This window comes from Streptomyces lateritius (genome assembly GCF_014649715.1).
GTDB lineage: Bacteria > Actinomycetota > Actinomycetes > Streptomycetales > Streptomycetaceae > Streptomyces > Streptomyces lateritius.
In genome coordinates this window covers 258,966-278,838 of sequence record NZ_BMTO01000005.1, presented here as the reverse complement: position 1 = coordinate 278,838, position 19,873 = coordinate 258,966, and the positions used below count along the sequence as shown (strand labels likewise).

General features: G+C 71.6%; 15 protein-coding genes. 5 read left to right on the top strand and 10 right to left on the bottom strand.

The annotated features are described in order from the left end of the window. Positions 1 to 112: 112 nt before the first annotated feature. Positions 113 to 1,603, bottom strand: coding sequence for a DNA-binding protein NsdB (locus IE136_RS12305; RefSeq protein WP_158984271.1), 1,491 nt, complete (start codon positions 1,601 to 1,603; stop codon positions 113 to 115). 234 nt (positions 1,604 to 1,837) lie between these two features. On the opposite strand from IE136_RS12305, the gene IE136_RS12300 reads away from it, so the two are divergent. The 3 genes from IE136_RS12300 to IE136_RS12290 all read left to right on the top strand — a co-directional run bounded on the left by IE136_RS12300 (position 1,838) and on the right by IE136_RS12290 (position 7,570). After that, positions 1,838 to 2,965, top strand: coding sequence for an aminoglycoside phosphotransferase family protein (locus IE136_RS12300; RefSeq protein ID WP_158984273.1), 1,128 nt, complete (start codon positions 1,838 to 1,840; stop codon positions 2,963 to 2,965). A gap of 328 nt (positions 2,966 to 3,293) precedes the next feature. Next, complete coding sequence (locus IE136_RS12295) at positions 3,294 to 5,216, top strand: N-acetylmuramoyl-L-alanine amidase (protein WP_189600415.1); 1,923 nt, start codon at positions 3,294 to 3,296, stop codon at positions 5,214 to 5,216. A 164-nt stretch (positions 5,217 to 5,380) separates the two neighbouring features. Then, on the top strand, positions 5,381 to 7,570 hold the full coding sequence (locus IE136_RS12290; RefSeq protein ID WP_158984275.1) for a terpene synthase family protein: 2,190 nt from the start codon (positions 5,381 to 5,383) through the stop codon (positions 7,568 to 7,570). Between the two features lie 54 nt (positions 7,571 to 7,624). Here IE136_RS12290 and IE136_RS12285 read toward each other — a convergent pair whose 3' ends face one another. The 7 genes from IE136_RS12285 to IE136_RS12255 all read right to left on the bottom strand — a co-directional run bounded on the left by IE136_RS12285 (position 7,625) and on the right by IE136_RS12255 (position 13,177). After that, complete coding sequence (locus IE136_RS12285) at positions 7,625 to 7,993, bottom strand: RNA-binding S4 domain-containing protein (protein WP_158984277.1); 369 nt, start codon at positions 7,991 to 7,993, stop codon at positions 7,625 to 7,627. Between the two features lie 16 nt (positions 7,994 to 8,009). After that, positions 8,010 to 8,510, bottom strand: a complete 501-nt coding sequence (locus IE136_RS12280) for a hypothetical protein (RefSeq protein WP_030688984.1) — start codon at positions 8,508 to 8,510, stop codon at positions 8,010 to 8,012. A 259-nt stretch (positions 8,511 to 8,769) separates the two neighbouring features. After that, a complete protein-coding gene (locus IE136_RS12275; RefSeq protein ID WP_229818795.1) occupies positions 8,770 to 9,015 on the bottom strand; it encodes a DUF397 domain-containing protein in 246 nt (81 codons plus the stop codon). Between the two features lie 84 nt (positions 9,016 to 9,099). Continuing rightward, complete coding sequence (locus IE136_RS12270; RefSeq protein ID WP_189600329.1) at positions 9,100 to 10,266, bottom strand: thiolase family protein; 1,167 nt, start codon at positions 10,264 to 10,266, stop codon at positions 9,100 to 9,102. Continuing rightward, a complete protein-coding gene (locus tag IE136_RS12265) occupies positions 10,256 to 11,365 on the bottom strand; it encodes a thiolase family protein (protein WP_189600328.1) in 1,110 nt (369 codons plus the stop codon). The genes IE136_RS12270 and IE136_RS12265 overlap by 11 nt, the downstream gene beginning before the upstream one ends. Continuing rightward, complete coding sequence (locus tag IE136_RS12260) at positions 11,362 to 12,321, bottom strand: Zn-ribbon domain-containing OB-fold protein (protein ID WP_189600327.1); 960 nt, start codon at positions 12,319 to 12,321, stop codon at positions 11,362 to 11,364. Before IE136_RS12260 ends, IE136_RS12265 begins: the two co-directional genes overlap by 4 nt. Positions 12,322 to 12,376: 55 nt before the next feature. Then, positions 12,377 to 13,177 (bottom strand): crotonase/enoyl-CoA hydratase family protein, encoded by an 801-nt coding sequence (locus IE136_RS12255; protein WP_158984287.1) that lies wholly within the window; start codon positions 13,175 to 13,177, stop codon positions 12,377 to 12,379. Between the two features lie 178 nt (positions 13,178 to 13,355). Here IE136_RS12255 and IE136_RS12250 point away from each other — a divergent pair, with 178 nt between their 5' ends. After that, complete coding sequence (locus IE136_RS12250; protein ID WP_189600326.1) at positions 13,356 to 14,990, top strand: acyl-CoA synthetase; 1,635 nt, start codon at positions 13,356 to 13,358, stop codon at positions 14,988 to 14,990. A gap of 14 nt (positions 14,991 to 15,004) precedes the next feature. On the opposite strand, the gene IE136_RS12245 is transcribed toward IE136_RS12250, so the two are convergent. After that, positions 15,005 to 16,525 carry an alpha/beta fold hydrolase gene (locus IE136_RS12245; RefSeq protein ID WP_158984293.1) on the bottom strand — a complete coding sequence of 507 codons (1,521 nt, stop codon included), beginning with the start codon at positions 16,523 to 16,525 and terminating at the stop codon, positions 15,005 to 15,007. Positions 16,526 to 16,628: 103 nt separating this feature from the next. Between IE136_RS12245 and IE136_RS12240 the strand changes: the two genes are divergently transcribed. Further along, on the top strand, positions 16,629 to 17,453 hold the full coding sequence (locus IE136_RS12240; RefSeq protein ID WP_158984295.1) for a pentapeptide repeat-containing protein: 825 nt from the start codon (positions 16,629 to 16,631) through the stop codon (positions 17,451 to 17,453). Here the strand turns inward: IE136_RS12240 and IE136_RS12235 are convergent. Next, entirely contained in the window at positions 17,450 to 19,849 is a 2,400-nt protein-coding gene (locus IE136_RS12235; protein WP_189600325.1) for an ATP-binding cassette domain-containing protein, read from the bottom strand. The genes IE136_RS12240 and IE136_RS12235 overlap by 4 nt on opposite strands. Positions 19,850 to 19,873: the final 24 nt, after the last annotated feature.

Here is a 19,873-nt window from a genome sequence, read left to right as displayed (position 1 = left end):
CCACCGGCTCACGGCCTGGGACTCGTCGGCCGCACGGCCTGAAATCGCGTCGGCCCGCGGGTTCCCGGGTCTCGTGAGATCCCTGGGTCTCGGATCCCGTCGGCCCGCGGCGTCAGATCTCGCCGGTCGGGGGGCGCTTGGCGGCGGGCTTGGGCAGTGCGAGCGCGATCTCCTCGCGCAGGTCCTCGATCTTGGTGTAGCCGGCGTACTGCCCGGTCAGCCGGTACATCTCCCGCAGCCGGTCCCAGGTGCGGTGCGAGGACGTGTCCCCCATGGAGACCAGCGCGAGCCGGGCGTACCGGTCGGCCTGCTCGGGGTCGTCGGCGATGAAGCAGGCCGAGGCGAGCGAGATGTGGTCGAAGAGCTTCGAGCGGTCGTGGCCACCACTGCGCAGCTCGAGGGCGAGCTTGGCGTGGCGCTGCGCGGGGATCGCCGCCGCCGGATCGTGTTCGGCCAGGGTGCGGTAGGCGAGAGCCTGCATGCCGTGCAGGTCGGCCTCGTCGAAGTTCTGCATCCAGTCGGGCTTCTCCTCCCCCCGGTCGGAGACGAAGAGGTCCTCGGCCTCGCCGAGCGTGCGGCGCATCGCCCGGCCCCGGCCCATCGACGCCTGAGCCCAGGCCTCGATGGTGTGGAACATGGCCTGGGTCCGGGGCAGTACCCGCTCCCCCGCGCCGGACTTGGCGAGCGTCATCAGGTCGAGGGCGTCGTCGGGCCGGCCGAGATGGACCATCTGACGGGCGGCGCGGGACAGGGCCTCGCCGGCGCGCGGCCGGTCGCCGCCCTCCCGGGCCGCGTGGGCGGCGATGACGAAGTACTTCTGGGCGGTGGGTTCGAGGCCGACGTCGTGGGACATCCAGCCGGCCAGGACGGCGAGGTTGGCGGCCACTCCCCAGAGGCGACGCTGGAGGTGGTCGGGGTGGTGGTAGGCGAGCATGCCGCCCACCTCGTTGAGCTGGCCCACGACCGCCTTGCGCTGGAGGCCGCCGCCTCGGGACGCGTCCCAGGCGCGGAACACCTCCACGGAACGCTCCAGCGCCTCGATCTCCTCCGACCCGATGGGGGCGGCCTCGTAGCGGTCGAACCCGACGGGATCGGCGTGGAGGGGATCGTGCGCGCGGGGAGCGTGCGCGGTGCGTGCGGGGTCGGTGTGCAGCCAGTCGTGCATGGCGCTGCTGAGGGCGGAGCCGGCGGCGAGCACGGCGCCCGCGCCCACCAGGCCGCGTCGGTTGAGCATGAGGTCCATTCCCGTGAATTCGGTGAGGACCGCCGCCGTACGCTCGGGCGCCCAGGGCAGCCCGTCAGGGTTGTCGTTGTTCCTGACGTTCTGCCGTCTTCCGGCGCGCCCGCGTCGTACGAACCCGAGGTCCTCGATGGTCACGACACGGCCGAGTCGCTCGGTGAACAGTGCTGCCAGCACCCGCGGGACGGGGTCGCGGGGGATCTCCCCCAGGTCGATCCACCGCCGAACCCGTGAGGTGTCCGTCGCCAGCTGGGGGTGGCCCATGGCCGCCGCCTGCCGGTTGACGAGCCTCGCGAGCTCTCCCTTGGACCAGCCGGCCAGGCCGAAGAGGTCTGCCAGGCGGGTGTTGGTTTGTCCGGTCACGTCTAAGCCCCCAGGTTCTCGGCTGAGTTGACAGTAACCCCCTGTCATAGGGCTGGCGACTATTCGCCAGGGTTCGCCAGGGTGCGCCCGATGTTCCGCCACCCGCGCCCGGGTGTCAGGTAGGAACGCGCCACCCCGCCCCGGCAACCGGCCCTCATTCCCCAGGGTGCGGACCGGAGGTCGGGCGGGGCGACGCACGTAACTCGTCGGCACACGAAGGGATCTGTCTCCTCCATGTACACAGCATCGTCCTCCGTGTCTGCCCCGCCCCGGCCCCAGCACCGTTCCGTCCCGGTCGGCAGCGGACCGTACCTCGCCCCTGCCTCCCCCACCGCGGGCCTGGGCAGGCGCTGGGCGGGCGGCACCGCTCAGCCGCCCAGCGGCAGGATCGACCTGTCGGGCCCGCAGGGCGCGCAGATGAGGATGGCGATCGCCTCCGTCCACCGGATCTGCCCGGAGTTCAACCCGGTCCAGGTGCTGCGGCGCAGCGGCCGTTCCGTCCTGATCGTCGGCACCACCGGACGGACCACGGCGGTCGCCAAGTGTTTACTGGACCACTCCCCCGCGTGGGTCGAGCGGTTCCAGCACGAAATAGCCGCCTATCGCTCCTTCGTCCGCCACCGTCCGCCGGTGCGGGCGCCGCGGCTCATCGCCGCGGACCCGGAGAACTGCACGCTGGTGATCGAGCGGATGCCCGGGCGGGCCGCGGCGCTGACGCGCCACCCCGTGGAGGCCCCGGCGCGGGCGGACCTGCGGGCCGCGCTCGGCGCGATCGTCCGGCTGGGGACCTGGCGCCCGCCGGCCGGGACCTTCGACGCCCCGCTCGACTACGCGTCGCGGATCTCGCGCTACCACGAACTGGGTCTGTTCACCGACCGTGACCGGGACGACCTGCAGAAGCTGCTGCACGGCCTGGCGCACGCCGGTGGACGTCAGGGCATGGGCCAGTTCTGTCACGGCGACGCCCTGCTCTCCAACATCCTGCTGTCGCCCACCGGCCCGGTCCTGGTCGACTGGGAGCACGCCGGCTGGTACCTGCCCGGCTACGACCTGGCGACGATGTGGGCGGTACTCGGTGACGCGCCGCTCGCCCGGCGCCAGATCAGTCAGCTCGCCCAGCAGGCGGGTCCGGCGTCCCGGGACGCCTTCCTGGTGAACCTGATGATCGTGCTGACCCGGGAGATCCGTACGTACGAGACGGCGGTGCAGCGCACCATCAAGGAGGCGCCGCCCGCCGGTTCGGTCCCCGTCCCCTCCGGTGCGGTCTCGCCCGGCGAGGAACAGCGGCGGCTGCTGCGGCGGCTGCACGACGACTGCGCCATGGCACGGCGGGCCGTGCGCGCCGCGGTCGGCACGCGCTGAAGGCGCGCGTCGGTCGAAGACGCGGGGGAATGCTCCGCGCGCCCGGTGCCGACACATCGGGAGCGCGGGGCATCGTCGTCTCCGGAGCCGCCGCACTGCCACGGCATTGGTCCACTCCACTGACGCGTCGCAGGCCCGCGCGCCGCCGCCGCGAAACTCCGCGATACGGCCTCTGACATGGGGAATTCCGCCGAGGGACAAGTGATTGACGGATCGTCCGGGAGCCGATACCCCTGTACGGGTCCGGCCCCGCACGCCCCCTCGCCACCCCCCGTTCCCGGAGGCTGCCTTGCACCGTTCCACGTCGCCCAGACGGGCCCCCCGAGCGGTGGGCGCCGTGGCGTCCGCCGCCTTGCTGTTCCCGCTCCTCGTCGCCGCCCCGTCCGCCACCGCCGGGCCGGTCGAACCGGAGGCGTTACAGGAGCAGTTCGCGACCGCGGCCGCACGCCGTGGGGTGCCGCAGAGTGTGCTCCTCGCGGTGTCGTACCTCCAGTCGCGGTGGGACGCGCACGGCGGGGCACCGAGCGTGACCGGGGGCTACGGCCCGATGCATCTGACGGACGCGGTGACCGCCCTCGCCGAGGCCCCGCACCACTCGCACGGAGAGGAGGACGCCCGGGGCGACGAGTCCCGTGCCCCGAGGATCGGCGCGGAGCCGGAGATCGCGCCGCCGACGGCGGCCGAGCTGCCGGCGCGCCTGAAGACGCTGGACCGGGCGGTGGAGCTGTCCGGGATTCCGGCGGAGGAGCTGCGGACGAGTACCGCCGCGAACATCGAGGGCGGGGCGGCGCTGCTGGCCGCCGCCCAGCGCGAGTCGGGCCGGCCGCTCAGCGCCGACCCGGCCGACTGGTACGGAGCGGTGGCGCGCTATTCGGGCGCCGACGACAAGGCGACCGCGGCGACGTTCGCGAACGACGTGTACGACGTGATCCGCAGCGGTGAGACGCGGACGACGGACAGCGGGCAGGTGGTCACCCTCGCGGCCGACGCGGACATCGCGCCCGCGACCGGGCAGGTGGAGTCGCTCGGGCTGCGGACGGCGGACACGGGGCGGACCGAGTGCCCGAGGACCGTGGCCTGCGAGTGGATCCCGGCGCCGTACGAGGAGTTCGGCGACGGTGACTACGGCAACCACGACAAGGGCGACAGGCCGGAGTCCCAGGACATCGACTACATCATCGTCCACGACACCGAGGCCTCCTGGGACGTCACCCTGAAGCTGGTGCAGGACCCGACGTACGTGTCCTGGCAGTACTCGCTGCGCTCCTCGGACGGACACATCGCCCAGCACCTGCCGCTCAAGGACGTCGGCTGGCACGCGGGCAACTGGTTCGTGAACGCCAAGTCGGTGGGCCTGGAACACGAGGGCTTCCTGACCGCGCCGGACTCCTGGTACACGGAGGCGATGTACCGGACGTCGGCGCGTCTGGTGCGGTATCTCGCCCAGCGTTACGACATCCCGCTGGACCGGCAGCACGTCCTCGGCCATGACAACGTGCCGGGCACGGTCACGTCGACGATCCGCGGGATGCACACCGACCCGGGCCCGTACTGGGACTGGGCGCACTACTTCCAGTTGCTCGGCCGTCCCTTCACGCCGAGCGCGGGCCCGGACGCGGGAGTGGTGACGATCCGCCCGGACTACGACACGCACCGGCCGGTCTACACGGGCTGCGCGAAGGCGGGTGAGGCGTGCGCCCCGCACGGCAGCGGCGCCGTACGGCTGCACAGCGAGCCGAGCGCCGAGGCGCCGCTGGTGAAGGACATCGGTCTTCGGCCGGGCGGGCAGGACTCGACGACCGGGGTCAACGACACCGGGGCGCGGGCGTCGACGGGGCAGCAGTACGCGGTGGCGGAGCGCCGGGGCGACTGGACGGCGATCTGGTATCTCGGCCAGAAGGCCTGGTTCCACAACCCGAAGGCGCGACCGACGGCGGTGAACGCGCGGGGCCTGGTCCTCACGCCGAAGGACGGCGCGGCGCAGATCCCGGTGTACGGGCGCGCCTATCCGGAGGCCTCGGCGTATCCGGCCGGGGTGCCGGTGCAGGCGGTGTCGCCCCTGCCGTACAGGCTGCTCGCCGGACAGCGGTACGTGGTGGGTGACCGCACCCCGGGCGAGTACTACTTCGCGCCGGTGTTCGACACCACGGGGCACACGGTGGTCCGGGGCCAGGAGGAGTACCACCAGATCCAGTTCGGTCACCGGATCGCCTTCGTGAAGGCGGCTGACGTGCGGGTTTCTCGCGCCTGAGCCGAGTGACGGGCAGCGCCTGAGGGGTGTCGCCGGAGATTTCCACCGGTGACACCCCTCTGCGTTCGTACGACTAATTCGGGCGCGGCGTGGGCCGTACGGGCGAGGGGTAGGGCTCGGCCGGACACCGCCCCCGCTCATGCTCACCGAAAGGCCCCGCACGCATGGCACAGCCCTTCGTACTGCCGGATTTCTACGTTCCGTATCCGGCGCGGCTCAACCCCCATGTGGAGACCGCCCGGACACACACCCGGGAATGGGCGCGGTCGATGGGGATGCTGGAGGGCTCCGGCGTCTGGGAGGAACACGACCTCGAGTCCCACGACTACGCCCTGCTGTGCTCCTACACACATCCGGACTGCGACGCCGAGGCCCTGTCGCTGGTCACCGACTGGTACACCTGGGTCTTCTTCTTCGACGACCACTTCCTCGAGGTCTTCAAGCGCACCCAGGACCGGGCGGGCGGCAAGACCTATCTGGACCGGCTGCCGCTCTTCATGCCGATGGACGCGGCGACGGCGATGCCCGAGCCGACCAACCCGGTAGAGGCCGGCCTCGCGGACCTGTGGACCCGCACGGTGCCGTCCATGTCATCGGCCTGGCGCAAACGGTTCGCCGAGGCCACCGAGCACCTGCTGTACGAGTCGCTCTGGGAGCTCGACAACATCAACGCGGGGCGGATCGCCAACCCGGTCGAGTACATCGAGATGCGCCGCAAGGTGGGCGGCGCGCCCTGGTCCGCCGGGCTCGTCGAATACGCGGCGGGCGCCGAGGTCCCCGAGCAGGTGGCGGACTCCCGGCCGCTGTGTGTCCTGCGGGACGCCTTCTCGGACGCGGTCCATCTGCGCAACGACCTCTTCTCCTACCAGCGTGAGGTGGAGGACGAGGGCGAGAACAGCAACGGCGTCCTCGTCCTGGAGCGGTTCCTCGGCTGTACGACCCAGGAGGCGGCCGACGCGGTCAACGACCTCCTGACCTCGCGGCTGCAGCAGTTCGAGAACACGGCACTCACCGAGGTGCCGGGCCTCTGCCTGGAGAAGGGGCTGACTCCGGACGAGTGCGCGGCGATCGCCGCCTACGCGAAGGGGCTCCAGGACTGGCAGTCCGGCGGCCACGAGTGGCACATGCGCTCCAGCCGGTACATGAACGACGGTCTGGACACCGGCCCTTCGCGGTTCGCGGGCGTTCTCGGCACCTCCGCCCTGGACATCAGGACACTGTTCGGCCGCCCCGCCGCCGCACGACTTCGGACCCTCACCCACGTCCCCCATCAACAGGTCGGCGCCTCGATCCTGCCCGACTTCGACCTGCCCTTCCCGCTGACACTGAGCCCGCACCACGAGGAGGCGAAGCGGCTGTCCGTGGACTGGGCGGAGCGGATGGGTCTGCTCGAGGACGTCTGGGACCGCCCGATGCTGGAGGGGTTCGACCTGGCGCTCTGCTCGGCGGGCCTGGATCCGGACGCCACGTCGGAGGAGCTGGAGCTCAGCGCGGAGTGGCTGACGTGGGGGACGTACGGGGACGACTACTACCCGGCGATCTTCGGCCGGTCACGCGATCTGCTCGGCGCGAAGGGGTGCACCGAGCGGCTCAAGACCTGCATGTCCGTGGACGATCCGGCCGCCGGGGCGGCGATCGCCGTCTCGCCGTTGGAGCGTTCGCTGGCCGATCTGTGGGCGCGTACGGTCGCGCCGATGGGTGCGGACGCGCGGGCGCAGCTGCGTGAGTCACTGGTCCGGATGCTCGACAGCTGGATGTGGGAGCTGCACAACCAGGCCCAGCACCGGGTTCCGGATCCGGTGGACTACCTGGAGATGCGGCACAGGACGTTCGGCTCGGACCTGACGATGCTGCTCTGCCGGCTCCGGCACGCGGCCGGACTGCCGCAGGCGATCTTCCGGTCGGGGACCGTCATCCGCCTGGAGAAATCGGCGTCGAACTACGCCTGCCTCCTCAACGACCTGTTCTCGTACCAGAAGGAGATCGAGGTCGAGGGAGAGGTCCACAACGGCGTCCTGGTCGTGCAGAAGTTCTTCGACATCGACTATCCGACCGCCGTGGGGATGATCGACAACCTCATGCGCGGGCGGCTCGACGAGTTCCTGCACGCCAAGGAGCACGAACTACCCGTGCTGTACGAGGACTTCGGACTCGACGCGCGCGGGCGGGCGGAGATGGAGGCGTACGTACGGGAGCTGGAGGACTGGCTGGCCGGCATCTACAACTGGCATCGCAGCGTGCGCCGTTACGCGGCCCAGGACGTGCACTCGGGCAGCGGGACGGCACTGCTGCGGCGGGGGCCGACGGGGCTCGGGACGTCGGCGGCGCGGGTGGCCTCGCTGCTCGGCCGATAACCGGGGTCGACGGGGGCGCCGGGTTGTTCCGGTGCCCCCGGGGCCGCCGCTCCCTCAGGAGGGGCGCATGCCGCGCAGTTGATCCAGTTCGCGGCGCTCGCGCTTGGTCGGGCGGCCGGCCCCGCGTTCGCGGACGCCGGCCAGGGCCACGTGCTCGCGCGGGGGCGGCGGCGGGCTGTTGTCGACGTAGGCCTCGGCGGCGACGGGAGGACCGACCCGCTTGGTGAGGAGCTCCTTCACCTCGACGATCCGTTCCCGGCCGCCGTGGAAGAGCCGCACCTCGTCACCCGGCTTCACGGGCTGGGCGGGCTTGGCGCGGTCACCGTTCACCTTGACGTGACCGGCCCGGCAGGCCGCGGCGGCCTGGGAACGGGTCTTGGTGAGGCGGACCGCCCAGATCCAGCTGTCGACGCGTGCGCTCATCGGCCCCCGCCTCCCGTCAGCCCTGCTGGAAGAGCTCGGCGGGCAGCGGCTTGAGAAGCGCGTAGAGGTCGTCGGTGATCGGCCGGTCCCAACTGGCGATCGTGACGAGGACGTTGTCGCTGCGGTCGAACTGCACGCAGGAGATCCGGCTCTCGGAGAGCTTGAGGCGGCGCACGATCAGCAGGTTGTCGCCCTGCATGACCGGCATGTCCTCGGTGTCGAGGACCTCGACCGGCTCATCGTTCTCCAGGGCGGCGAGGAGCTGGGCCACCTCGAAGGGGATCTGCCCGTCGGCGAGCTCCCGCGCGGGGGAACCCTCGGGCAGGTTGCCGATGATCATCGCGGGGCCGCGGCCGCCGAACAGGTCGTAGCGCAGGAAGACGCCCTGACAGCTTCCGTCGGGGGCGGGCAGCAGGCCGGCGCCGAGGTTGCCGGGCCAGTCCCCCGGGTCCATGGCCAGGACGTCGAAGTCCGGGCCCGCGGGTGTGGCGGCGCTGCGGCGGCGGAGGAAGGACATACGGCCATGGTACGTGCCCGGGCCCGCCCCGCGACGCGCCGGGGCGCCTCCAGGGAGGGCCTGTCGCGCCGACCGCGCGAGCCGCCGGCGCAAGTCCGCCGAGGCTCTGCGCCGGCCACCCTGCGAGCTGCCCCGGTCACTCCCCGGAAGCGTCCCGCGCCGGGGCCTGCCGCCCGCACGCCCCTTACGGACCGTGCTCGGTTCGCGGGCGACGGCCGCGGTCAGGCCCACGGCGTCGGATCGGGTCAGGCGGATCAGGTCACGTCAGGTCGAACTCGCCCTCGCGCGCGTTGACCACGAACGCCCGCCACTCCGCCGGGCTGAAGATCAGGGACGGCGCCTCCGGTCGCCCTCCGTTGCGCATCGCGATGAAGCCCTCGACGAAGGCGATCTGGACGTCTCCCGCTCCCTGGCTGCTCGACCGCCAGTCCGCCTCGCTGAGGTCGAGTTCCGGCTTGTCCCAGCCCGCGAAGGCGTGCTGGGTGGTGGTGGTGCTGTCCGCCACGTCCGTGCTCCTCCCGCAATCCGCTTCCCGCATCGTCGTCGTCCGGGGCTCAGGTTAGCGAGCGGCACCCCGTGCCGACAGACCTCATGCGCCGGGCGGCCGGTCGCCGACGAGCCACATGGCGAAGAACTGCGCGCCCCCTCCGTACGCGTGTCCGAGCGCTCTTCGCGCGCCGTCCACCTGGTGTTCGCCCGCCTGCCCGCGCACCTGGAGCGCGGCCTCGGCGAAGCGGATCATCCCGGAGGCGCCGATGGGGTTGGTGGAGAGCACGCCTCCCGAAGGGTTCACCGGCAGGTCGCCGTCGAGTTCCGTCACCCCGGCCTCGGTGAGCTTCCAGCCCTCGCCCTCCTCGGCGAAGCCCAGGTTCTCCAGCCACATCGGCTCGTACCAGGAGAACGGGACGTACATCTCGACCGCGTCGATCTCCCGGCGCGGATCGGTGATGCCCGCCTGCCGGTAGACGTCGGCGGCGCAGTCCTTGCCGGCCTGCGGGGAGACGAAGTCCTTGCCGGCGAAGAGCGTCGGCTCGCTGCGCATCGCGCCGCCGTGCACCCAGGCGGGCGGCCGGGGCGAGCGCCCCGCTCCCGCGCGGTCGGTGAGGACCATCGCGCAGGCCCCGTCGGAGGACGGGCAGGTCTCGGAGTAGCGGATCGGGTCCCAGAGCATCGGTGAGGCCTGGACCTTCTCCAGAGTGATGTCGTGCTCGTGGAGGTGGGCGTAGGGGTTCTTCAGCGCGTTGCGGCGGTCCTTGTACGCGACGAGGGAGCCGACCGTGTCGGGGGCGCCGGTGCGGCGCATGTAGGCCCGTACGTGCGGGGCGAAGAAGCCCCCCGCTCCGGCGAGCAGCGGCTGCTGGAACGGTACGGGCAGGGAGAGGCCCCACATGGCGTTGGATTCGGATTGCTTCTCGAAGGCGAGCGTGAGGACCGTGCGGTGGACCCGGGCGGAGACGAGGTTCGCCGCGACCAGGGCCGTGGAGCCGCCGACGGAGCCCGCGGTGTGGACCCGGAGCATCGGCTTGCCGACGGCGCCGAGGGCGTCGGCGAGATAGAGCTCCGGCATCATGACGCCCTCGAAGAAGTCGGGGGCCTTGCCGATGACGACGGCGTCGACGTCCGTCCAGGTCAGTTCGGCGTCCTCCAGGGCGCGCTGCGCGGCCTCGCGGACGAGGCCGGCGATCGAAACGTCCCGGCGGGCGGCGACGTGCTTGGTCTGGCCGATCCCGACGACGGCGACGGGCTCATCGGGCACGGGAGTCCCCTTCCAGGACGGCGACCAGGTTCTGCTGCAGACAGGGGCCGGAGGTCGCGTGGGCGAGGGCCCGGTCGGAGGCGCCGCGGTGGATGCGGGCGGCGGCCTCGCCGAGCCGGATGAGGCCCGCGGCCATCATCGGGTTGGCGGCGAGCGCTCCGCCGGACGGGTTGACCCTTACCCCGTCGTCGAGGTCGAGGGCTCTGCGGAGCACGACCTCCTGTGAGCTGAAGGGCGCGTGGAGTTCGGCCGTGTCGACGTTCGGGGCGCCTCCCATGCCCTGGGGGCCATGAGGGAGGTCGAAGGCTCCGGCACGCTCGGCGGCGAGACGGGTGGAGGGCGAGTCGGTGAGGTCGCGCAGGCCGAGGGCGTGCGCCTCGATGCGGTGGTCCATGCCCCTGATCCAGGCGGGTCGGGCGCACAGTGCGCGTGCGGTGTCCCCGACGGCGAGGACCACCGCGGCGGCGCCGTCGCCGACCGGCGGGCAGTCGCCGGTGCGCAGCGGCGCGACGACGTAGTCGCCCTGGGGGCGGCGACCGGGGAGCTGGGCGTGGGGGTTGGCGGTCGCGTCCTCGCGGCTGCGGGCGGCGACGGAGGCCAGCGCCGGCTCGTCCGTGTGTCCCGCGTCGATGAGCGCCCGCGCCTGGAGCGCGGCGAGCGCGACGGAGTCGGGCCAGAGCGGGGCGAGGTAGTAGGGGTCGAGCTGCCGGGTGAGGACATCGCGTACGGAGCCGGGCGAGGACTTGCCGTAGGCGTAGACGAGCGCGGTGTCGGCCTGGCCGGTCAGGAGTTTCACCCAGGCCTCGTACAGCGCCCAGGCGCCGTCCATCTCCACATGTGACTCGGAGATCGGGGGCCAGGCGCCGACGCCGTCGAGGGCCATGGTGAAGGAGAAGGCACGCCCGGCGAGGTAGTCGGAGGATCCGGAGCAGGTGAAGCCGATGTCGGAGGTCTTGAGGCCGGTCTGCCGCAGCACGTCGTGGAGGACGGGCATCAGCATCTCGACCTCGGAGAGCTCGTCGGTGCGCCGCCGGTGGACCGTCTGGGCGAAGGCGACGATCGCCACTTCGCGGTCCGGCGTCCGTGGATCCGGGGTCACAGCAGCTCCTTGTACGCGTCGTAGTCGGCGTCGGGCTCTCCACAGTGCCGGTAGTGGTCGGGGTAGCGGCTGCCTTCGGTCCACACCGGTTCGACGCGCAGGCCCATGCGCACCTGGTCGTAGGGGATGCCGCCGATCCGGCCGTGGAGGGCGAGGCCGGCGCCGTCGAGGGCGATGTGGGCGTAGACGTAGGGGACCTCGATGTCGAGGTTCTTCGCCTTGATGTTGACGATGCAGAAGGTGGTGACGGTGCCTCGCGGGCCGACCTCCACACGGTCGGTGGTGGCGACGCCGCAGGTGGGGCAGGCGCCGCGGGGCGGGACGTACACCTTCGTACAGGACGGGCAGCGTTCGCCGACGGTCTTCCGTTCGGTCAGGGCCTGGAGGTAGCCGGTCTGGGCGCGGCCCGGGCTGTAGGTGTAGTCGAGCCGGGCGGGCGCGACGATTCCGCCGACGGGGTCGTCGAAGACTCCGTCGTGGGGGCGTGTGCCGTGGACATCGGCGCTCTCGTACGGTTCGAAGCAGGCGATGTCGGTGATGGCGCCGGCCCGTTCGGTGGCCCAGCGGACCCTGACGCGCATGCCGGTGCGGACGGCGTCGGGGCCGGGCGCGTCAAGGGCGTGCAGGAGGGTGGTGTCGGCGCCGTCGAGCCGGACCAGGACCCAGGCGAAGGGGGTGGTCAAGGGCTGCCCGGCGCGGGGCTCGGGGTTCCAGGCCCAGGTGGTGACGGTCCCGGTGGCCCCGACCTCGACGAGCTCGCGGAGTTCGGCCGCGGTCTCGGGGTCGTACTCGACGGGCGGGACGAGCACCCGCCCGTCGGCGGCCCGCACCCCTAGGACGGTCCTCTCGCGCAACCCGGTGAGGAACGCGGACTGCACGGGTCCGAGGGACCGGGTGAAGGGGAACTCGACGACGAGGGGTGCGCGGAGTGTGTCCGGCACGGGGGCGGCGCTCATGGGGCTCCTTCGGGGTGTCGGGGGCGGTCGGGGCGCCTGCGGCGGGGTGGGGCGGTCACTCCCGGCGGTACACCGGCGGGCGCTTCTCCGCGAAGGCGCGCGCGCCCTCCTTCGCGTCCGAGGTGGCGAAGATCGGCCAGCCGCGTTTCAGTTCGGCCGCCAGACCCTCGGTCTCGGTCATCTCGGCGGTCTCGTACACCGACGCCTTCACCGCCTCCACGGCGAGCGGTCCGCAGGCGTTGATCTGCTCCGCGACGGCGAGGGCCCGTTCCAGCGCGGTGCCGTCGGGGACGACCTGGCCGACGAGTCCGATCCGGGCGGCCTCCTCGGCGCTGTACGGGCGTCCGGTCAGCAGCATTTCGAGGGCGTGGGTGCGGGCGATCTGGCGCGGCAGCCGGACGGTCGAGCCGCCGATCGGGAACAGTCCGCGCTTGACCTCGAAGAGACCGAAGGTGGCGGACGAGCCCGCGATCCGGATGTCGGTGCCCTGCAGGATCTCGGTGCCGCCGGCGACGCAGTAGCCCTCGACGGCGGCGATGACCGGTTTGCGCGGACGGTGGTGACGCAGCATCGCCTTCCAGTGCAGATCGGGGTCGGCCGTCATCCGGTCCCTGTACTGCTCGCCCTCCATTCCCTTGCCGGCCAGCGCCTTGAGGTCCATCCCCGCACAGAAGGAGCCGCCCGCTCCGGTCAGGACGACGGAGCGGATCGTGTCGTCGGCGTCGGCCTCCAGCCAGCCGTCGTGGAGCCCGACCAGCATGGGCAGTGAGAGGGCGTTCCTGGCCTCAGGCCGGTTGAGTGTGAGCACGAGCGTGGCGCCTTCGCGCCGCACGGTGAGGTGTTCGGTCCCACCCATGGGTGTTCTCCCGTCTCCAGACCTAGAACAGGTTGCAGGAGGGACGGGTCCAGTTCAATAGTTTTCTGACACACAGTCAGATTCTTCTGCTCGACCCCTTCCGCCCGCCGCCCGGCGGCGCTCTAATGACCGCCGAGTCAGTTCGGGCGCAGGGCGATCAGCTGGGTCAGGAGGAACGGTGGAGTACAACCTTGCCGACCTGTTCGAGTCGGTCGTCGACGTGGTCCCGGAGCGCGAGGCGCTCGTGTACGTCGACCACCCCGGCACGGGGACGGAGCGCCGGCTCACCTACGCGGAGCTCGACGCCGCCGCCAATCGCGTCGCCCACCATCTGATCGACGCCGGCATCCTGCCGGGCGAGCACCTGGGGCTGCACCTCTACAACGGGGTCGAGTACCTGCAGACCGTCCTGGCCTGCCTCAAGGCGCGGATCGTGCCCGTCAACGTGAACTACCGCTATGTGGAGGAGGAACTGGCCTACCTCTACAAGGACGCCGATCTCGCCGCGCTCGTCTTCGACGCCGAGTTCACCGGACGGGTCGCGGCCGCATTGCGGCAGACGGAGAAGCTGCGGCACCTCGTGCGGGTGGGGGCCCCGCACGAGGGAGCGCCCGCGCTCGACTGCCTGGAGTTCGAGGCCGCCGCGGCAGCGGGTTCGCCCGCGCGCGGCTTCCCCGAACGCTCCGCCGACGACCTGTTCATCATCTATACCGGTGGTACGACCGGCATGCCGAAGGGCGTCATGTGGCGCCAGGAGGACCTGTTCTTCGCGGGACTCTTCGGCGGCGAGCCGGCGGGCGAACCGGTGAAGCGCCCCGAGGAGCTGGCCGAGCGGGTCGCCGCGCGCGGCGCCGGGCTCACCTTCTTCCCCGCTCCCCCGCTGATGCACGGCACCTCGACGCTGACCTCGTTCATCGCCTTCAACTACGGCCAGCGGGTGGTCATCCACCGCAAGTACGTGCCCGATGAGGTGCTGCGCACGATCGAGAAGGAGAAGGTGTCGAGCGTGTCGCTGGTGGGTGACGCGATGCTCCGGCCGCTCGTCGACGCTCTCCACGGCCCGCTCAAGGGCACGGACCTGTCGTCGCTGTTCAGCGTCTCCTCGTCCGGGGCGATCATGTCGGAGACCGTGCGGGCGCAGTTCCAGGCGCTGGTCCCGAACGTGCTGCTCCTGAACAACTTCGGGTCCTCGGAGTCCGGATCCAACGGGAAGGCGACGGACGACTCGGGCCCGGAGAAGGGCTTCCGCCTGGAGGTCAACGAGCGTACGCAGGTGGTGGACCCGGTCAGCCACGAGCCGGTTCCGGTGGGGGCGCCGGGGCGGCTGGCCCAGCGGGGCCACGTCCCGCTCGGCTACTACAACGACCCGGCCAAGACGGCCGAGACCTTCTTCCAGAAGGGCGGCGAGCGGTGGGTGCTGCTCGGCGACATGGCGACGGTCGACGAGGACGGCATCGTGACCGTCCTCGGCCGTGGCTCGCAGTGCATCAACACCGGCGGGGAGAAGGTGTATCCGGAGGAGGTCGAGCAGGCGCTCAAGTCCCATCCGGACGTGTACGACGCCCTGGTGGCCGGTGTGCCGGACGCGAGGTGGGGCAACCATGTGGCGGCCGTCGTCCAGCTTCGCGTGGGCGCCCCGGCTTTGGACCTTCAGTCGGTGCAGGCACACTGCCGCAGCCGTCTGGCCGGCTACAAGGTCCCCCGCCAGCTGGTGCTCACCGAGCGCATCCAGCGATCCCCGAGCGGTAAGGCGGACTACCGTTGGGCACGCTCGGTGGCGGCGGCCGAGGACACCGCCACCCGGGCGCTCTAGACGCTCTAGACGCTCTAGACGCCGAACTCCCGCAGTGCGGCGAGGTATTCGTCCGGCGCGGAGGCGTGGATCAGGTGGCCGGCCTCGATCGTGACGTGCCGGGCGCCGGGGATTTTCCCTGCCAACCACACGAGCTGCTCCTGCGGAAGGTGGCTCCGCTCACCGCCGCCGAGGACCAGGGTGGGGGCGGTGACGGCGGAAAGCTCCTCGCGCCAGGCCGGGTCGGGCTCGTTCAGCTGGGCGTCGGTCGCCAGGACCACCTCCCAGTCGAATGCCGGCGGGCCCTCCGGGCGGGCGGCGAGGGGGCGCGGCGGGTCGAGCGGGAAGAAGACCGGGGAGTCCTCCAGGACGAGCCGCCCGATCAGGTCCGGCTCCCGCTGGGCCAGCAGACAGGCCGCCGCACCGCCCATGGAGTGACCGACGACGGTGGCGCCGCTCAGCCCGAGCGCCATGAGGAAACCGCGCAGTTCGTCACGGAACACGTCGAAGCCGTAGTGGCCGGGGCGGTCGCTCAGCCCGTGGCCGCGCAGATCGACGGCGTACACCCGCCTGTCGGTGGCCAGTTCCTCGGCGACACGTGTCCAGTCGGCGCTGCTCCCGCCCCGGCCGTGGACCAGGACGACGGGCCGGGCGCCCTCCACGCCCCACACCCGGTACGCGAGGCGGACCCCGTCGACCGTGACCGTGCGGACCTCCGGGTCGAGGAAGGCGGCGATCGGACGGACGAAGGCGCCGGGGTCGTCCACCCAGGGGAAGTGTCCCGCGCGTGGCTGCACCACCAGCTCGGCGTGGGGGAAGTACGCCGCCTGCTCGGCCGCCTTCGCCGGGGTCGGGCCAGCGTCGTACTCCCCGGCGAGGACGAGGACGGGCGCGGTGAGCGCGCTGAGCGCGGCCCGGGTCGCCTCGGGATCGTAGGCGCCGGGCCCGTGATAGGCGGCCATCGCCTCCGCGTTGAGCTGCCCGGCGGCCGCGGCGGCGTGCTCCTGTGCGGTCTCGTCCCAGTGCCCGTAACCGAAGGGGCCGATGATCTCCAGGAGCGTGGGCAGCGGCGTGTCGGGACCGATCGTCGCCAGGGCGGCCCGGGAAGCGGCGTACCAGGGCTGATCCGCGAAGACCTCGACGGCCTTGTCCCACTCCTCGTCGGTGGTCTCCACACCGACGGCCCGCAGGCCGGACGTGACCAGGACCAGGGAGCGCAACCGCTCGGGGTGCGCCGCCGCGTAGAGGGTCGCGAGGTTCCCCGCGCCGGAGTGCGCCAGCAGGTCCATCCGCTCCAGACCGAGGTGGACGCGGAGCGCCTCGACATCGGCCGCCTGCCGGTCGCAGCGGTACGTGCCCCGATCGGCGGGAGTCCCACTGGCGCCGACGCCGCGCGGGTCGAGCACGATCAGCGTCCGGTGGGCGGTGAGTCCGCCGAGGTCGCCCAGGTACACGGAGTCGCGCATCGGCCCGCCGGGCAGGCAGACCAGGGGCTCCCCCTCTCCCCTTGTGTGGTAGGCGAGTTGGGTTCCGTCGTACGTGGCGAAGTGCGGCATGGCGTCGATCCTGCTCGCCCACCGACGATCTTCGCAACCGTGTTCGCCGACGGCGCGATACGGTGGTGTGTCCACCCCCTACCGGCGAAGGAACCGCACCACCATGTCCTCCGAGACCCTCCGAGGCGACTGCGCGAACTGCTTCGGGCTCTGCTGCGTGGCGCTTCCCTTCGCCAGGTCGGCGGACTTCGCCGTGAACAAGTCGTCCGGTGAGCCGTGCCGGAACCTCGCGGAGGACTTCCGCTGCTCGATCCACACGAGGCTGCGGCCGAGCGGCTTCTCCGGCTGCACGGTGTACGACTGCTTCGGCGCGGGCCAGAAGGTCTCGCAGGTCACCTTCGGCGGGGTCTCCTGGCGCGAGGCCCCGGAGACCTCCCGCCAGATGTACGAGGTGTTCCCGGTGATGCGCCAGCTCCACGAGCTGCTGCGCTATCTCACCGAAGCGCTCGCACTGCCCGCGACCCGCTCGCTCCACGGCGAGCTGCGGCGCGCGCTGGCCGGGGTGGAGGAGCTCACCGAGGGCACGGCGGACGCGCTGGAGAAGCTGGACGTGGCCGCCGTCCGGGCGGAGGTCAATCCGCTCCTGCTGAAGACCAGCGCCTTGGTACGGGCGACGGCGGGCGGCAGGACGCAGAGCCGGCGGGGCGCCGATCTGATCGGCGCCCGGCTGCGCGGGGCGAAGCTGCGGGGCGCCGACCTGCGCGGGGCGCTGCTCATCGCCGCGGACCTCTCGGGCGCGGATCTGACCCTGACCGACCTGATCGGCGCCGACCTCCGCGACGCCGATCTCTCCGGCGCGGACCTGACCGGCGCCCTGTTCCTCACCCAGCCCCAGCTGAACGCGGCCCGCGGCGACGCGGCCACCCGCCTGCCCGAGGGCTTCGAGCGACCGCCCCATTGGACGCCCCGGAAGGTGTCCGCTCGCTAGGGAGTGTCGCCGACGTAGGCCGCGAGGTGCTCACCGGTGAGGGTGGAGCGGGCGGCCACGAGGTCGGCGGGCGTGCCCTCGAAGACGACCCTGCCGCCGTCGTGGCCGGCGCCGGGGCCGAGGTCGATGATCCAGTCGGCGTGTGCCATGACCGCCTGGTGGTGCTCGACGACGATGACCGACTTGCCGGAGTCGACGAGCCGGTCGAGCAGACCGAGCAGCTGCTCGACGTCGGCGAGGTGCAGACCGGTGGTCGGCTCGTCGAGGACGTAGACACCGCCCTTGTCGCCCATGTGTGTCGCCAGTTTCAGGCGCTGCCGCTCACCGCCGGACAGCGTGGTCAGCGGCTGGCCGATGGTGAGGTAGCCGAGCCCGACGTCGACGAGCCGCTCGAGGATCTTGTGGGCGGCGGGGGTGTGCGCCTCGCCGGAGCCGAAGAACTTCTCGGCCTCGCTCACCGGCATCGCGAGCACCTCGCTGATGTCCCGGCCGCCGAGGTGGTATTCGAGCACCGACGCGTCGAACCGCTTGCCGTCGCAGTCCTCGCAGGTCGTGGAGACACCGGCCATCATCCCGAGGTCGGTGTAGATGACACCCGCGCCGTTGCACGTGGGGCAGGCGCCTTCGGAGTTGGCACTGAACAGCGCCGGCTTCACGCCGTTGACCTTGGCGAACGCCTTGCGGATCGGGTCGAGCAGTCCGGTGTACGTCGCCGGGTTGCTGCGCCGTGAGCCCTTGATCGGGCTCTGGTCGACCGAGATCACCCCGGCGTCGGCGGGGACCGACCCGTGCACGAGCGAGCTCTTGCCGGAACCGGCGACACCGGTGATGACGGTGAGCACCCCGAGCGGGATGTCGACGTCGACCTTCCGCAGGTTGTTCGCCGTCGCGCCCCGGATCTCCAGCGCGCCCGTGGACTGCCGTACGGTCTCCTTGACCGCGGCCCGGTCGTCGAGGTGGCGGCCGGTGATCGTGCCGGAGGCGCGCAGCGCCTCCAGGGTGCCCTCGAAGCAGACGGCGCCGCCCGCCTGGCCCGCGCCGGGACCGAGGTCCACGACGTGGTCGGCGATCGCGATCATCTCCGGCTTGTGCTCCACGACGAGCACCGTGTTGCCCTTGTCCCGGAGGCGCAGCAGCAGCTCGTTCATGCGCTGGATGTCGTGGGGGTGCAGGCCCGCGGTGGGCTCGTCGAAGACGTAGGTGACGTCGGTGAGCGAGGAGCCGAGATGGCGGATCATCTTGACGCGCTGCGCCTCGCCGCCCGACAGCGTGCCGGCCGGCCGGTCGAGGGCGAGATAGCCGAGGCCGATCTCCACGAACGAGTCCAGGGTCTGCTGCAGCGTGGCGAGCAGCGGAGCCACCGACGGCTCCTCGATGTCGCGCACCCACTCGGCCAGGTCCCTGATTTCCATCGCGCAGACGTCGGCGATGCTCTTCCGCCTGATCTTCGAGGACCTGGCTCCCTCGCTGAGGCGGGTGCCGTCGCACTCGGGACAGGTGGTGAAGGTGACCGCCCGCTCCACGAAGGCTCGGATGTGCGGCTGCAGCGCCTCCTTGTCCTTGGACAGGAACGATTTCTGGAGCTTCGGGATCAGACCCTCGTAGGTGAGGTTGATGCCGTTGACCTTGACCTTGACCGGCTCCCCGTAGAGGAAGGCCTGCATCTCCTTCTTGGTGTACCGCCGGATCGGCTTGTCCGGGTCGACGAAGCCGGACTGGGCGTAGATCTGCACGGTCCACTGGCTGTCCGACTTCCAGCCGGGGATGGTGAACGCGCCCTCGGCGAGCGACTTGGAGTCGTCGTAGAGCTGGGTGAGGTCGATGTCGGAGACCGAGCCCCGGCCCTCGCAGCGCGTGCACATACCGCCGGTCCGCTGGAAGGTCGCCTTCTGGGCCTTGGTCTTGTCGCCGCGCTCGACGGTGATCGCGCCGCTGGCCCGGACAGAGGCGGTGTTGAAGGAGTACGCGCTGGGCGGGCCGATGTGCGGCTTGGCGAGCCGGCTGAAGAGGATGCGCAGCATCGCGTGGGCGTCGGTGGCGGTCCCGACCGTGGAGCGCGGATCGGCGCCCATCCGGCTCTGGTCGACGCTGATGACCGTCGTCAGCCCGTCGAGCACGTCGACCTCGGGCCGCGCCAGTGTCGGCATGAAGCCCTGTACGAAGGCGCTGTACGTCTCGTTGATCAGCCGTTGCGACTCCGCGGCGATCGTGTCGAACACCAGCGAGCTCTTGCCCGAGCCGGAGACGCCGGTGAACACCGTCAGCCTGCGCTTGGGTATCTCGATGCTGACGTCCTTGAGATTGTTCTCGCGGGCGCCGACCACGCGGATCAGATCGTGGCGGTCGGCGACGTGCGGCGCGGACGACCGTGTATCGGTCCTCGTGGCCCTGCTCATGTCTCTCCCTCTGTGGCGTCTGTG